The sequence below is a fragment of the Rubrivirga halophila genome, from assembly GCF_046845755.1.
In the GTDB taxonomy this organism is placed as follows: domain Bacteria; phylum Bacteroidota; class Rhodothermia; order Rhodothermales; family Rubricoccaceae; genus Rubrivirga.
Genome location: NZ_CP177357.1, coordinates 2690058 through 2702898 on the forward strand (window position 1 = coordinate 2690058; position 12841 = coordinate 2702898).

General features: G+C 72.5%; 13 protein-coding genes. 6 read left to right on the plus strand and 7 right to left on the minus strand.

Annotation, left to right across the window (positions count from 1 at the left end; translation table 11 throughout):
• The first annotated feature begins 10 nt into the window (after positions 1 to 10).
• Together ACLIRP_RS11890 and ACLIRP_RS11895 are read left to right on the plus strand one after the other, a co-directional pair.
• The gene (locus ACLIRP_RS11890; protein ID WP_412060669.1) at positions 11 to 1744 is read left to right on the plus strand and encodes a hypothetical protein; all 1734 of its coding nucleotides are present in this window, start codon (positions 11 to 13) and stop codon (positions 1742 to 1744) included.
• Positions 1745 to 1752: 8 nt separating this feature from the next.
• On the plus strand, positions 1753 to 3438 hold the full coding sequence (locus ACLIRP_RS11895) for a lamin tail domain-containing protein (protein ID WP_412060670.1): 1686 nt from the start codon (positions 1753 to 1755) through the stop codon (positions 3436 to 3438).
• A 79-nt stretch (positions 3439 to 3517) separates the two neighbouring features.
• Here the strand turns inward: ACLIRP_RS11895 and ACLIRP_RS11900 are convergent, their stop codons facing one another.
• Together ACLIRP_RS11900 and ACLIRP_RS11905 are read right to left on the minus strand one after the other, a co-directional pair.
• Complete coding sequence (locus ACLIRP_RS11900; RefSeq protein WP_412060671.1) at positions 3518 to 4357, minus strand: RNA polymerase sigma factor RpoD/SigA; 840 nt, start codon at positions 4355 to 4357, stop codon at positions 3518 to 3520.
• A 312-nt stretch (positions 4358 to 4669) separates the two neighbouring features.
• Entirely contained in the window at positions 4670 to 5884 is a 1215-nt protein-coding gene (locus ACLIRP_RS11905) for a trans-sulfuration enzyme family protein (RefSeq protein ID WP_412060672.1), read from the minus strand.
• 206 nt (positions 5885 to 6090) lie between these two features.
• On the opposite strand from ACLIRP_RS11905, the gene ACLIRP_RS11910 reads away from it, so the two are divergent.
• From ACLIRP_RS11910 to ACLIRP_RS11920, 3 genes are all read left to right on the plus strand, one after another.
• Positions 6091 to 6759 carry a hypothetical protein gene (locus tag ACLIRP_RS11910; RefSeq protein WP_412060673.1) on the plus strand — a complete coding sequence of 223 codons (669 nt, stop codon included), beginning with the start codon at positions 6091 to 6093 and terminating at the stop codon, positions 6757 to 6759.
• 69 nt (positions 6760 to 6828) lie between these two features.
• Positions 6829 to 7485: a hypothetical protein gene (locus tag ACLIRP_RS11915; RefSeq protein WP_412060674.1), complete on the plus strand. Its 657-nt coding sequence runs from the start codon at positions 6829 to 6831 to the stop codon at positions 7483 to 7485.
• A 110-nt stretch (positions 7486 to 7595) separates the two neighbouring features.
• On the plus strand, positions 7596 to 7922 hold the full coding sequence (locus ACLIRP_RS11920) for a hypothetical protein (RefSeq protein WP_412060675.1): 327 nt from the start codon (positions 7596 to 7598) through the stop codon (positions 7920 to 7922).
• Between the two features lie 48 nt (positions 7923 to 7970).
• Here ACLIRP_RS11920 and ACLIRP_RS11925 read toward each other — a convergent pair whose 3' ends face one another.
• The 5 genes from ACLIRP_RS11925 to ACLIRP_RS11945 form a co-directional block, all read right to left on the minus strand.
• On the minus strand, positions 7971 to 8828 hold the full coding sequence (locus ACLIRP_RS11925) for a type II CAAX prenyl endopeptidase Rce1 family protein (protein ID WP_412060676.1): 858 nt from the start codon (positions 8826 to 8828) through the stop codon (positions 7971 to 7973).
• Positions 8829 to 8978: 150 nt separating this feature from the next.
• On the minus strand, positions 8979 to 10016 hold the full coding sequence (locus ACLIRP_RS11930) for a LysM peptidoglycan-binding domain-containing protein (protein WP_412060677.1): 1038 nt from the start codon (positions 10014 to 10016) through the stop codon (positions 8979 to 8981).
• 10 nt (positions 10017 to 10026) lie between these two features.
• Positions 10027 to 10344: a tetratricopeptide repeat protein gene (locus tag ACLIRP_RS11935; protein WP_412060678.1), complete on the minus strand. Its 318-nt coding sequence runs from the start codon at positions 10342 to 10344 to the stop codon at positions 10027 to 10029.
• Between the two features lie 65 nt (positions 10345 to 10409).
• Positions 10410 to 11237 (minus strand): TPM domain-containing protein, encoded by an 828-nt coding sequence (locus ACLIRP_RS11940; RefSeq protein ID WP_412060679.1) that lies wholly within the window; start codon positions 11235 to 11237, stop codon positions 10410 to 10412.
• A gap of 48 nt (positions 11238 to 11285) precedes the next feature.
• On the minus strand, positions 11286 to 11885 hold the full coding sequence (locus ACLIRP_RS11945; RefSeq protein WP_412060680.1) for a LemA family protein: 600 nt from the start codon (positions 11883 to 11885) through the stop codon (positions 11286 to 11288).
• Positions 11886 to 12034: 149 nt separating this feature from the next.
• Here ACLIRP_RS11945 and ACLIRP_RS11950 point away from each other — a divergent pair, with 149 nt between their 5' ends.
• The gene (locus ACLIRP_RS11950) at positions 12035 to 12616 is read left to right on the plus strand and encodes an outer membrane beta-barrel protein (protein WP_412060681.1); all 582 of its coding nucleotides are present in this window, start codon (positions 12035 to 12037) and stop codon (positions 12614 to 12616) included.
• Positions 12617 to 12841: the final 225 nt, after the last annotated feature.

Sequence of the window (12841 nt, forward strand, 5' to 3'; positions counted from 1 at the left end):
CCCTCCCGCCATGCGTCTCCACCGCCTCGGCCTGCTGCTGGTCCTCGTCGCCGTCGGCGGCTGCGAGGACTCCGTCGACCCGACCGTCGGGCTCGACGTCCCGTTCTCGCTCTACGGCCAGCTCGACCCGACGGCCGACCACCAGGCCATCCGGGTCGCCCCCATCGCCCTGTCCCTCGACGCGCCCCAGGACACGATCGACGCGACGGTGACGTCGACCGATCTCGGGACGGGGGCCACCACGGCCTGGCGCGACTCGCTCGTCACGTTCGCCGACGGCTCGCGCGGCCACGTGTTCGTGGCCGACTTCACGCCACGCCCCGGCTCGACGGTCCGGGTCGACGCGCGGCGCTCGGACGGGGCCGCCTCGTCGGTGACGGTCGAGGTCCCGCCGCTCGCCCGACCGACCGTCGACGAGCCCATCTTTCTCGGCAATGCCGTCGGCTACCCCGTCCGCATCGCGACCGTGCCGAATGTGCTGAACGGCCAGTTCATCGCCACGGTCGCTGGCCACCCGGACGACCTCCCCGGAGTGGTGCGACGCATTCTCATCCCCGTTCAGGCGCAGCCGGAGGAGACGGCGCCCGGGGTGTGGGAGATCGACGTGCCCGTCGTCACCGCGCTCCGGCGCTATCTCGAGCAGCACGGCCTCTTCCGCACCGGCCTCGGCATCGTCACCGTCGAGTACAACGTGTTCGTGACGGGGCCCGGCTGGACCCCGCCGTCGACGGATCCCGACGTGCTCGTCGAGCCCGGCACGTTCTCCAACGTCGAGTCGGGGCTGGGGTACGTGGGCGGAGGGTACCGGACGTCGGTCGAGTGGATCCTCTCCCCCACCGTGGCCTTCGACGCAGGGTTCTCGCCCGGTGACGACCCTGCCGGGGCCCTGACCTTCAACGAGATCTTGCCCGGGGAGCGGGGGCACGCCTGGGTAGAGCTCTATAACCCGACGCTGAGTTCCGTCTCGCTGGACGGGTACAGCCTGTCGAACTCAGAGTCTGAGCCCCGACTCCAGCGACTGCGCGGGGAAATGGTGCCCGCACGAGGGTTCCGCGTCATCCCCCTGTCGTTCGGCGGTGGCAGCAGCCTCTTCCTCTTCGGGCCGTCCGGCGAGCTCATCCTGAAGCAGTTCCCCATGTTCGACCTTGCCAGCAATTCCGGCGGCGAGATCTCGTACGGCTCCTATCCCGACGGCTACTCCAAGATCATCCGCAAGACCATCGGGCTCAGCGAGCGGATCTACGACCTGTTCCGAGGCCCGCTCGTCCCCACCCCTGGCCGCCCCAACGAGCTAGGGATCGACCTGGCCGTCCTCAACGAGATCAACACGGAGGGCGCCCGGGGCTGGGTGGAAACGCTCACCCTCGACCCACGCGCCGACTCGCTCCGCGTCCTGTTTGAGGAGGAGCAGGCGGGTGCGTCAAGGCATTCTGCGGGCCGCGTCGTGCCGACGGCGGACGGGTTCGGCGTCGCCGAGGAGAACGGCCGGGGCCTGACGTTGCCCCAGGCCGGGGCCGGTCTGTTCCTGCTGTCGTACTACCGCGAGACCCGCTTTTCCGGCGCCCCGGGGTTCCCTCCCGAAGTCGACCCGCAGCTCCAGTTCCGCGTGATCGACTACTACCGCTACGGGGGCCAGACGTCGGGCCGGACGGTCGGCCGGCTGCCCGACGCGCGCGGCCCGTGGACCCCCGAGCTCCGGCCGACGCGCGGGGCCCCGAACGCGAGCGCCCGCCTGGGCCTCTAGCCATCGCCATGCGTGTCTCCCCTCCGCTCCCCCGGCTGTCGATTGGACTCGTCCTCCTCGCCACCGCCCTGACGCTCGCGGGCTGCGAGGACTCCGTCGACCCGACGGTCGGGCTCGACGCGCCGTTCTCGGTCTACGGCTACCTCGACCCGACCGCCGACCGCCAGGCCATCCGGGTCGCGCCCATCACCGACCTGCTCGACGACTCGACGTCCGTCGTGGCCTCGGTCACCTCCACCGACCTCTCGACCGGCGCGATCACGCCGTGGCGCGATTCGGTGGTGACGTTCCCCGGCAACCGGACGGGCCACGTGTTCGTCGCCGACCTCACGCCGACCCCGGAGACGACCGTCCGCATCGAGGCCCGGCGCGCCGACGGGGCCGCCTCGACCGTCGACGTGGCGGTCCCCCCGCTCGTGCAGCCGGCGGTCGTATCCGCCCGGGGGGTGGGAGGCAGCGTCGTGTACCGGGTCGCCTTCGAGGGCGCCCCGCGCGTGCTCAACGGGCAGCTTCGGCTCACCGTGTCCGGCCTGCCCGGGCTCGCGCCCGGGGAGACCGGCGTGGTGGTCGTGACGGAGGGCGTCCAGCCGACCGAGGCCGCGCCCGGGGAGTGGGTCGCCGACGTCCCGTTCGCCGCAGCCGTCCGCCGAGCGCTCGAAACGCAGGGCCACCTCGACCGCCGCCTCCGGCTCCTGGCCGCCGAGTACGTCGGGTTCGTGACGAACGCGGCCTGGGCGCTGCCGACCCGCGACCCCGACGCGCTCGCGGAGCCGGGCCTGTTCTCGAACGTCGACGGCGGGCTCGGCTTCATCGGCGCCGGCTACCGGGCCTCGACGGCATGGATGCCCCAGGCCGCCGTCCAGATCGCCGCCGGGCTGGCCGCCCCGGCGGACGGCCTCTTCGGCGTCGTGATCAACGAAGTCCTGGCGGGCGGCCCCGCCAGCTGGGTCGAGCTCTACAACCCCACCGTCACCCCCACCGACCTGTCCGGCTACAGCCTGTCGGACGAGAGGGAGCGCCCGGAAAAGGTGCAGCTCGGGGGGACGGTACTCGCGCCGGGCCAGTTCGTCGTGGTCCCGTTCCCGGACCCGATCGCGCGTGGAGACACGGTCGCGCTCTACGGCCGGGTACAGGAGCGCATTGCGATGCTCCGCACCGAGCGGCTGACGGACGGCGTCTCGGTGGGTGCGTTCCCCGACGGCGCCCCCCGCCACGCGATGCCCGACGGGGCCGACCTGTTCCGCGGCCCGCTCCGCCCGACCCCCGGGCTGCCCAACGAGTTCGGCCTCGAGGTCGCCGTCGTCAACGAGGTGTTCACCGAGGGCGCGGACGGGTTCGTCGAGGTGGTCCGCGTCGGCGACGGGCACGAGGCGGAGGCCCCGATCGTCTTCGACACCCTGCCCCTGTTCTCTCTGGGGGTCGCCGCGAGCGGGCTCGACCTCGGCGTGGCGGCCGAGACGCCCGGCAGGCTGGCGCTCGCGCAGATCGGGGGGACGCTCTACCTCGCGGTCCGCTACCGCGACCGCCGCATCGCCAAGGCCCCGTTCCGGACCCGCGTCGTCGACGTGCGCCCGTACGGGCCTCAGGTGCCCGGCCGCTCCGTCGGGTACTTCCCCGACCCGCTCGACCCCTGGACCCCCGGGCTCCGCCCGACGCGCGGGGCGCCGAACGCGAGCGCCCGCCTGGGGATGTAAGCGGCTGGCGCCGGCGGGCTCAACCGAAAAGGCCCGGCCGACAAAGCGTCGGCCGGGCCTCGAATCGTGGGGCGGTCGCTTAGTTGAGGTGGGCGACCAGCTCCTCGCGGCGGTGCTTCTGGCGGAGCTTGCGGAGCGCCTTCTCCTTGATCTGGCGGACGCGCTCGCGCGTGAGCCCGAACCGCTGGCCGACCTCGACGAGCGTGAGCGGCTGCTCGTGCCCGATCCCGAAGTACAGGCGCGTGATCTCGGCCTCGCGCGGGTGCAGCGTCGCCAGCGCCCGCTCGATGTCGATGTTGAGGCTCTCGTTGGTGAGGTCCTCGTCGGGCTGCTCGTAGTTGTCGTCGGCGAGCACGTCGAGCAGGCTGTTGCCGTCGTCGTCGTCGAACGGCGCGTCCATCGAGAGCGAGTGGCGGCTGTGCTGGAGGCCCTCGACGACCTTCTCCTCCTTGAGGTCGAGCTCCTTGGCGATCTCGTCGGGCGTGGGCTGGCGGCCGAGCTCCTGGGCGAGCCGCGCCGACGCCTTGCGCATCTTGGACAGCGTACCGACGCGGTTCAGCGGGAGCCGGACCGTGCGGACCTGGTCGGACAGCGCCTTGAGGATCGACTGGCGGACCCACCAGACGGCGTACGAGATAAACTTGAAGCCACGGGTCTCGTCGAACCGCTGGGCGGCCTTGACGAGCCCGTAGTTGCCCTCCGAGATCAGGTCGGCCAAGCTGAGCCCCTGGCCCTGGTACTTTTTGGCGACGGAAACGACGAACCGGAGGTTCGCGCGGACCAGCTGGTGGAGCGCGAGCTGGTCGCCCTGCTTGATCTTCTGGGCGAGATCGACCTCCTGGTCGGGCGTCAAAAGCGGGACCTGACCGATCTCTTGGAGATACTGGTCAAGCATCCGTTGACTGCGCGGGACGTACATCGTCGTCTGGGGTCTATGAGGTAAGAGTGGGAGCCCTCCCGTGCCCTCCAGGCACGGCCGACGAAGGTAGGGAAAGTCCCTGGCCCCGCGTCAGGCGAACCGGGGTCGTATCGACGCTTCGGGGTGGAGTTCCTTAACAGTTCGGTTTTCGTGGCCCCTCCGCGTTCCAAGCGGGGCGAGCACGCAAGCCGGCGTGATGGGTGGGAGAACGGCACGGAGGTCCCTTCCAGTCCCCGGGCCACAGACGTTTCACAGGCCCTCACCGGGCGGCGGCGGAACGGGCCCGTGACACCGGGACGGAGTGAGACGGCACTAGCCTGCCCGCCCGCTCTCGATGGCTTGGCGGAGATCGTCCCACAGGTCGTCGGCCTCCTCCAACCCGACGGAGACGCGGACGAGCCCGGCTGTGATGCCGCCCGCCGCTCGCGCGTCGCCGGTCGAGACGCGCTGGGTCAGCCCGGCCGGGTGTTGCGCGAGCGTGTCGGTCGAGCCCAGGCTGACGGCAGGCGTCGCGAGGCGGAGGGCAGCGAGAAAGCGGGCGGCGGCGGCGTACGCGCCCGGTCCGTCGGCCACGCCGTCGGGGCCCAAGACCTCGAACGACAGCATCGGGCCGGGCCCGCTGAGCTGGCGCCCCTCCCCCACCAGGCCGCCGTCGCGGCCGGGGCGGCTCGGGTGGTACACCGTCCCGACGCCGTCGTGGGCGTCGAGCCGGGCCGCCAGCGCCGTCGCCGTCTCTTGCGCACGGCGGACGCGGAGCGGGAGGGTCGCCAGCCCCCGGTGGAGCGCGTAGGCGGCGGTCGGGTGCAGGTTGGCGCCGGTCAGGATGCGGACCTGCCGCAAGCGCGCCGCCCACGCTTCGGAGCCCGCCACGACGCCCGCGAGCACGTCGCCATGCCCGCCGATGAACTTGGTGGCCGAGTGCATCACGAGCGCCGCGCCGTGCGCGAGGGGTCGCTGCAAGACGGGCGTCGCGAACGTCGAGTCGACGAGCACGGGCACGCCGCCGGCCTGCGCGACCACGTCCGCGATGTCGATCAGGTCGAGCGTCGGGTTGACGGGCGTCTCGATGGAAACGAGGCACGTGTCGGGGCGGACGGCATCCGCGACGCCCCCGGCGTCGGTCCACGTCACGTCGAGGCCGAGCAGGCCGGACGAGAGGAGCTTGTCGGTCGTCCCGTAGATCGGCCGCACGCCGACGATGTGGCGCGTAGCATCGGTCGTGGCGGCGAGGTAGGCAGCGGTGAGCGCGGCCATCCCCGACGCGAAGGCGACGGACGCCTCGGCCCCTTCCATCGCCGCCAACCCCGCCTCGAAGCGGGCGACGGTCGGGTTGTGGAGGCGCGAGTACACGGGTCCGCCGTCGGTCGGTCCGGCCCCGGTCATCATCGCGTCCAAGCTGCCGACGGCGGCGTCGAGCGACTCGAAGGGGTACGTGGTCGAGAGGTCGAGCGGCGGGGCGTGGACGCCGAGGGCACGGAGGTCGTCGCGCCCGGCGTGGACGGCGAGGGAGTCGGGGTGGAGCGGCATGCGGAGCACGGAGAGATCGGGCCCGAACGACGCCGACCCGTCCGGGGTGCCGCGCCCTCGCGGGCGACCCATCCTCCTGAAACCACACGCATTGACGTCCCCTTCCGTCCGATTTCGCCTCGTGCGATGTCCGATTTAGCCGCCCCCGACGTCCGGTTCTGCATGGGCGGCTCGGGTACTCTGGTGCCGTCACCACCCCTACCCCGATGTCCGCTTTACGCGCCACCCTCTCAGCCGCCCTCCTGGTGGTCCTGGCCTCCTCGGCGACCGCCACCCCGCCCACCCGGGACCTCAACTTCACCATCCGCAACCACAGCAGCTTCACCGTCGTGGGGCTGTACACGTCCGGGTGCGACGTGACCCACTGGCAGCCGCTCACGCTGAGCGCGCGGTCGTTCCCGGACGGGATGCTCCACCCGGGCCAGAACGTGGTGTACGCGTTCGCCCCCGGCTGCATCAACGTCCGCCTGATCAGCGCCGAAGGGCACCTGTTCGACTACGGGGTCCATGTCACGCCGTACGACGTGTACGAGTGGGCCGTCACCGACGACATGATCTCGGGGAGCGACTACGACGACAGCTACGATGACAGCTACGGCGACTACGACGCCGGCTATGGCTACATCGAGGTCGTCAACAACAACGGCTACGACGCGGTCAAGGACGTGTTCTTCCGGCACTGCGGGACCGAGTGGGACTCGGACTACCTCGTCGACGGGGAGCTCATCCGTCTCGAGCAGTCGCAGGCGTTCGAGATTCCGGTCGGGTGCTGGGACGCGGCGATCCGCTTGACGAGCGGGGAGGTGGTCAACTGGTCCAACCTGAACGTCCAGCCCGACGGGACCGTCCGGCTCCGCGTCCCGCCGTCCCACTAGCGGCGTTCTCTCCCGTCCGGTCGCCGTGGGCGGCCGGCCCGTCTACCTCGACCGACTCTCTCCTCTGCCATGCTCGCCCTCGTCCTCTCGGCTCTCGCCGCCCTCGCCGCCCCGGTGCCGCCCGCCGGGGCGGAAGCGCCCCCACCGATCCTCCGGTTCGTGAACGGGACCGCCCACGAGGTGACCGCCCTCTACATCGCCGACTGCGGCGCCCAGGACTACTGGGACAACCTGCTCGACCACCCGAGCTATGGCTGGATCGTGCCCGGCGCGACGGTCGAGTTCCGCGTCCCGCCGGGGTGCTACGACCTCCACGCCACGCTCGACCTCGACCCGTCGGAGAGCGGCGACCTCCACCAACTCGGGGTCTCGGTCGACGACGACGTGCTCCACCAGTGGCGGATCGAGCTCGACGCACGGGGCCGCCCGCGAGCGCGGGGGACGGCCCCCCGGGGCCGCCTCGGCGTGATCGAGTTCTCGAACCGGAGCCGCGGGTTGGCGGTCACCGGGCTGTTCCTCGCCGAGTGCGGATCGGACTGGGGCGGCGACGAGCTCGACGGCGTCGCGCTCGTGCCTGGCGACACGATCACCATGGACGTGGAGCCGGGGTGCTGGGACATGTACGCCCGGCTCCGGAACGGCCGGGTCGTCGATACGGAGGCGTTCACGGTCCAGCCAGGCCAGACCACTCGGCGCTGGGTCAACGATAGGCACGCGGGGCGCTAGCGCCCGGCTCGCCCCCGGCGGGGCGCCCTTGGCGGCCCAGGGCTGGGGCCGGCGGCGAGGCATCCCGCTTCGCCCGCGACTCCTCCTTCCGGCGCCCCCGGCGTCCCCCCATGCTCCACACCGTCCTGGTCGCCCTCGCGGCCTTCGCCCTCGCCCTCGGGGCGCCGCCCTCACCGGGCACCGGCACGCTCGTGCTCATCAACGACAGCGACTTCACCGTCACCCACGTCTACGTCTCGGTGTGCGAGACCGACTCGTGGGAGGGCGACTTGCTCGGCACCCACGGGATCCTGGAGCCCGACTACGAGGTCGAGATCACCGTCGACCCCGGGTGCTGGGACCTGATGGCCGTCGTCGAGAACGACGTCGAGCTCGACACCTACCTGGTCGACATCGAGGCCGGCGACGTGATCGAATGGACGATCACGAGCCGATAGCGGAACGGGCCGCTCACCCCCCCGGGGCGGGCGGCCCGTCGGGCGACGCTAGAGACTGCCCGTCACGACGAGCACGTCGTAGAGGGCGTGCGTCCACGCGGCCACGGCGAAGCCGCGGACCAGGAAGACGGCGTTGAGCGCCAGCCCGAACAGGAAGCGGAACGTGAACACGGACAGCGTGAACGGGTCGCCGAAGGCGCCGAGGTGGTGGACGGCGCTGAACACGAGCGCGCCGACGACCGCGGCGACGACGTAGGCGCGGCGGTCCGCCAGCGGCGAGGCCCGGCGCAAGAGCAGGAACAGGCCGCCCACCAAGATCACGCGGAACACGAGCTCCTCGTAGAGCCCGGCGCCAATGCTGAGCGCGAGTTGGAGCCCGAGCCCGAACCGGTCCATCTGCGCCAGCGCGAGGTCGGGCACGACCCAGCTCCCGAACAGGGCGCCCACGACCCCGCTCACCAGGAACGCCAGCACGACGGCGTACACCAGCGACTCGGCCACGATGAGCCCGAACCACCGGGCCCGCAGCGGCGGCCGGCGGGCCCGCTCGCGCCACATCACGACGGCGCCGAGGGCCACCACGAACGCCCCGATCGCCGCCCAGCCGGTCCCGCCGACCGACGCGATGAGCCCCTTTAGCCACACGTCCGCGCCGACGCGGACCTGGCCGGGGGCGTCGCCATTCGCCACGATCACCCCGACCTCGTAGAGCACGAAGAGGGGGAGCGCGGCCAGGAAGCCGTACGTCGCCGAGCGCGTCGCGGCGTGGTAGCCGACCGGGGCCGGCGGGCCGGGTGTGGCGCCGGACACCGCGCCAGGCGTGGGGTTCGCGAGTTGCTCCATCTCGGCCGCCAGGCGGGCGGACTCGGCGGCGAGGCGGGCGGTTTCGTCTGCGGGCAACGACATGGAAGCGCGGGGGGACCCGGCCGCCTACGCGAGCCGCGCGGCCGAGATGCGCGGGGGTGGGGGACGAGCAGAAGAGGCGAGGCGCGGAGGGGAAGAGGAGTTTGCTTCCGTCCTCTTTTCCTCTTCTCTTCCCTCCTCTTCTCCTGTCCCCTACCGCACGGCGCGGACGTCCACGCGGCGCGCCGCGTTGGGGTCGAGCTCCAGCGCCGTCGCCGCCGCCGCCGAGAGCTCCAGGAGGTACGAGCGGCTGACCGGGCCGCGATCCGTGACGCGCGCGAACGTGCTCCGCCCGCTGGCGGGGTTCGTCACCAGCACGACCGTGCCGAAGGGCAGCGTCCGGTGGCTGACGGTGAACGCGAGGGGGTCGTAGGCCTCGCCGCTCTCGGTCGGGCGGCCGCGCATCACGTCGGGGTAGACGAGCGCCAGCCCGGACTCGTCCGGCTCGCGCAGGTCGGCGCGGAGCGCGACGGCGGGGTTGACGGCCGTCGGCAGCCGGAGCATGGTGCCGGGCGCGAGCGGCGCCGTCGAGAGCGCGTTGAGACGGGCGAGCGCGTCGACGTCGATGCCGAGCGCGGCGGCGATGGAGTACAGCGTCTCGCCGGGCTCGACAAAGTGGACGAGGTCGGCCGGGACGGTCGTCTCGCGGATCGACCAATCGCGCGGCGGGCCGAGCGGGACGGGCCCGCTGGCGACCGGGGCGCCGCCCCCGCCCCCGCCGACGACGAGCCGCTGGCCGATCTCGATCTGGTCGCCCGAGATCCCGTTGAGCCGGCGGAGCTCGTCGACGGTCGTGTCGTAGCGCAGGGCGATGCGGAACAGCGTCTCGCCCGCCGTGACGACGTGGACGACGCCGTCGGCCGCCCCGCCGCGCGGCGCCGGCGCGTCGGGCGTCGGGCGCGTGGGGATCGCCTCGCCGACGCCGGGCGGCGGCTCGGGGGCCTCCAGCCGAGGGCGCTGGCCCCGGGGCGCGCGGTCGGTCAGCCGCAGCGTCTGGCCGACGGTGATGTAGTTGTCCTCGAGGTCGTTGAGCGCCCGGAGCGCCTCGACGGTGAGCCCGTTCGCGCGCGAGATGCGGAAGAGCGTGTCGCCCGGCTGGACCACGTACGTGTCCGCCGACTGGGCGGCGACGGGAGCGGCCGAGAGGGCGGCGAGCGCGAGGCTGAGGGCGAGGGCGATGCGGCGGGTCATGCGGAGGGGGCTAGTCGTCGAACTCGGCCTCCAGGAGCGCGCTCTGGAGCTCGGCGCGGGCGTGGAGGTCGCCGGCCGAGGTGGCCGCGCCGATGCCGGCGCGGTACGTGTCGAGCGCGTCGGCGTCGCGGCCGAGCGCGCGGTACAACGCGCCGAGGTGGAAGTACGTGCCGACGTAGTCGGGGCGGTCGGCGACGAGCGCTTGGTAGAACGCGAGCGCGCGGTCGGCGTCGCCGCGCTTGGCGTGCTCCTGCGCCAGCGCGAACCGCGTGAACGGGTCGTCGGGGTCGGTGGCGAGGAAGCCCTCGAGGGCGGCGATGCGGTCCATGGCCGCAAGATAGGCGGGCCGCGAGCGGGGCGTTCCCCACAGCCGAGGGCCCCGCGCGGCGGGCGCTACCAGCTGCCGCCCGCGCCGCCGCCGCCGCCGAACCCGCCGCCGAAGCCCCCGAACCCGCCGCCGCCAAAGCCCCCGCCGAAGCCGCCGCCGCCGAACCCACCGCCGCCGCCGCCGCCGAAGGCGCCCGTGGGGATCACGACGAAGCCCGGCCCGCCACGGCGACGCCGCCGCCCGCCCCCCGACCCGCTCGACGGAGGCGGCGGGCCGTGGCGCGACGACAGCACGACGAGCACGATGAAGATGACGAACAGCACGCAGAGCACGGACGGGATCCCACCCTCGCCACTTCCGGTCGCGGCCGACGGCGCCTCGAACTCGCCCGAGAGCGCCGCCACGATGGCGTCCGTGGCCTGGTCGATCCCCGCGTAGTAGGCGCCCTCGCGGAAGCGCGGGACCAGGACGTTGCGGATGATCGTCGCCGACGTCGCGTCCGTCAGCGCGCCCTCGGCGCCGAAGCCGGTCGTGATAAAGACCTCGCGGTCGGCCAGGGCGACGAGCAGCACCACGCCGTCGTCGATGCCCGCGCGGCCGACGCCCCACTCGCGCAGGACCTCGGTCGCGAAGTCGACCGGCGCCACGTCGTTCGTCGACTGGACGACCACGACGGCGACCTGGGAGCCGGCCGAGTCGGCGAAGGCGACCAGCTTGCGCTCGAGCGCGTCGACCTCGGAGGACGTCAGCGTGCCGGTGAAGTCGTTCACCAGGCGCGGCGGCGACGGCCGCTCGGGGATGTCGAACCGCGACTCGTAGGGGCGCCCGTTCTGGGCCGCTGCCCCGCCGGCGAGGGCCAGCAGCAGGGCGAGAACGGCGAGGCGGCGGAGCACGGGCACGGGGGGGCGGTCAGAGACGCGGGGCCTCGGGGGAGCCGACGGCTAGTCGAACGTGATGGTCGGGGCCTCCTCGGCGCCGGCCTGCGACTCGAACGGCGCGCGGCGGTCGACGCCCGCGAACCCGGCGACCAGGTTCGTCGGGAACGTCCGGATGCGGCCGTTGAGGTCGGCGACGGCCTGGTTGTAGTCGCGCCGCGCCGTGGCGATCCGGTTCTCGGTCCCCTCGATCTGGCTCTGGAGGTTGAGGAAGCCCTCGTTCGCCTGCAGCGTCGGGTACCGCTCGGAGACCGCCAGCAGGCGACCGAAGGAGCTCCCGAGGGCGGCCTGGGCCTCCTGGTAGCGCTGGAGCGCGGCCGGGTCGTCGAGGTCGTCGGCGCTGATCTGGATGGAGGTCGCGCGGCTCCGCGCCTCGATGACCTCCTGGAGCGTCTCGCTCTCGAAGTCGGCCTGGCCCTGGACCACGGCGACGGCCTGCTGCACAAAGTCGGCCCGGCGCTGGTACTGGGTCTCGACGTCGGCCCAGGCGCGCTCGACCTGCTCGTCCTGCTGGACCAGGCTGTTGTAGGATCCGCACCCCGCGCAGCCGGCGAAGCCGACGAGGAGGACGATGACGAGGAGGGCGATGGCGCCAGTGCTGCGCATGGGTCGGACAGGGGGGTGGGGCCGCACGTTACGCCGGACGGTGGGAAAGGATGCCTCCCCCCCGGGCGGTTCCTCTCGGGCACGCCAATCCGCACGGCGCGAGCGCCCGGATCGGCCCGAGGTTTCGCGCCCCATCCTTCCCCCTGCCGATGCGCACGATCGCCGCCCTCGTCCTGCTCACCGTCGCCTTCCCCATCGCCGCCCAGCCCGCGCCGGACGCCCCCAGCACCTGGGCCCAGACCGCCAAGGGCGTCCGGATCTTAGGCGGTGGCGGGTCCATCGTCCGGTTCCAAAACAACACGTCCGCGACCCTCTCCCCTCGCGTCGGCCGGTTCGTCTCGGACAACCTCGCGGTCAGCGCGAGCGTCACGCTCGGCTACAGCCGGTCCACGTCGGACGTGCAGGGCACGTTTTCCAACACCCAGTTCGGCGTGGGCCCCACGGTCACGTATTACCTCGGCAACACAACAGGCGCCGCGCCCCGGCCCTTTGTCGAGGGCGACCTCACGCTCTCGTACACGCGCTTCAGCAGCGACCTCAGCAGCGCGCTCGGCAACGACGCCATGTCGGACACCTCGATCGGCGGCGGGCTGTCGGCGGGCGTGGAGCTGCCCATCGCACGCAACGTGGCGCTCCGGGGCGAGGCGTTCTACCAGACCTCCGACCTGACCTTCGACAACGACGTCTCGTTCTACGGCGTGCAGGTCGGGTTCTCAACGTTCCTTTACTGACCCGCTGGCGCCAGCGTGGGGGGCGGACTTGATCCCCCCTGTTCTGACCCTGAGAGACGGGTCGGGGAGGTGCACCCCTCCCCGGAGCGTCATCCCGAACGGATGTGAGGGATCTCAGCGCGGCCATCCAGCCCTTCCGTCCGCCGGTCGTGAACTGAAGGCTTGCGCTGAGATCCCTCGCGAGCTCGGGATGACGTTGATGGAGTGGTTCGACGTCGACCGAGA

Bases quoted from the DNA above. Each gene is read 5' to 3' on its own strand.
- ACLIRP_RS11890 (WP_412060669.1), top strand. From the start codon at position 11: ATGCGTCTCCACCGCCTCGGCCTGCTGCTGGTCCTCGTCGCCGTCGGC.
- ACLIRP_RS11895 (WP_412060670.1), top strand. From the start codon at position 1,753: ATGCGTGTCTCCCCTCCGCTCCCCCGGCTGTCGATTGGACTCGTCCTC.
- ACLIRP_RS11900 (WP_412060671.1), bottom strand. From the start codon at position 4,357: ATGTACGTCCCGCGCAGTCAACGGATGCTTGACCAGTATCTCCAAGAG.
- ACLIRP_RS11905 (WP_412060672.1), bottom strand. From the start codon at position 5,884: ATGCCGCTCCACCCCGACTCCCTCGCCGTCCACGCCGGGCGCGACGAC.
- ACLIRP_RS11910 (WP_412060673.1), top strand. From the start codon at position 6,091: ATGTCCGCTTTACGCGCCACCCTCTCAGCCGCCCTCCTGGTGGTCCTG.
- ACLIRP_RS11915 (WP_412060674.1), top strand. From the start codon at position 6,829: ATGCTCGCCCTCGTCCTCTCGGCTCTCGCCGCCCTCGCCGCCCCGGTG.
- ACLIRP_RS11920 (WP_412060675.1), top strand. From the start codon at position 7,596: ATGCTCCACACCGTCCTGGTCGCCCTCGCGGCCTTCGCCCTCGCCCTC.
- ACLIRP_RS11925 (WP_412060676.1), bottom strand. From the start codon at position 8,828: ATGTCGTTGCCCGCAGACGAAACCGCCCGCCTCGCCGCCGAGTCCGCC.
- ACLIRP_RS11930 (WP_412060677.1), bottom strand. From the start codon at position 10,016: ATGACCCGCCGCATCGCCCTCGCCCTCAGCCTCGCGCTCGCCGCCCTC.
- ACLIRP_RS11935 (WP_412060678.1), bottom strand. From the start codon at position 10,344: ATGGACCGCATCGCCGCCCTCGAGGGCTTCCTCGCCACCGACCCCGAC.
- ACLIRP_RS11945 (WP_412060680.1), bottom strand. From the start codon at position 11,885: ATGCGCAGCACTGGCGCCATCGCCCTCCTCGTCATCGTCCTCCTCGTC.
- ACLIRP_RS11950 (WP_412060681.1), top strand. From the start codon at position 12,035: ATGCGCACGATCGCCGCCCTCGTCCTGCTCACCGTCGCCTTCCCCATC.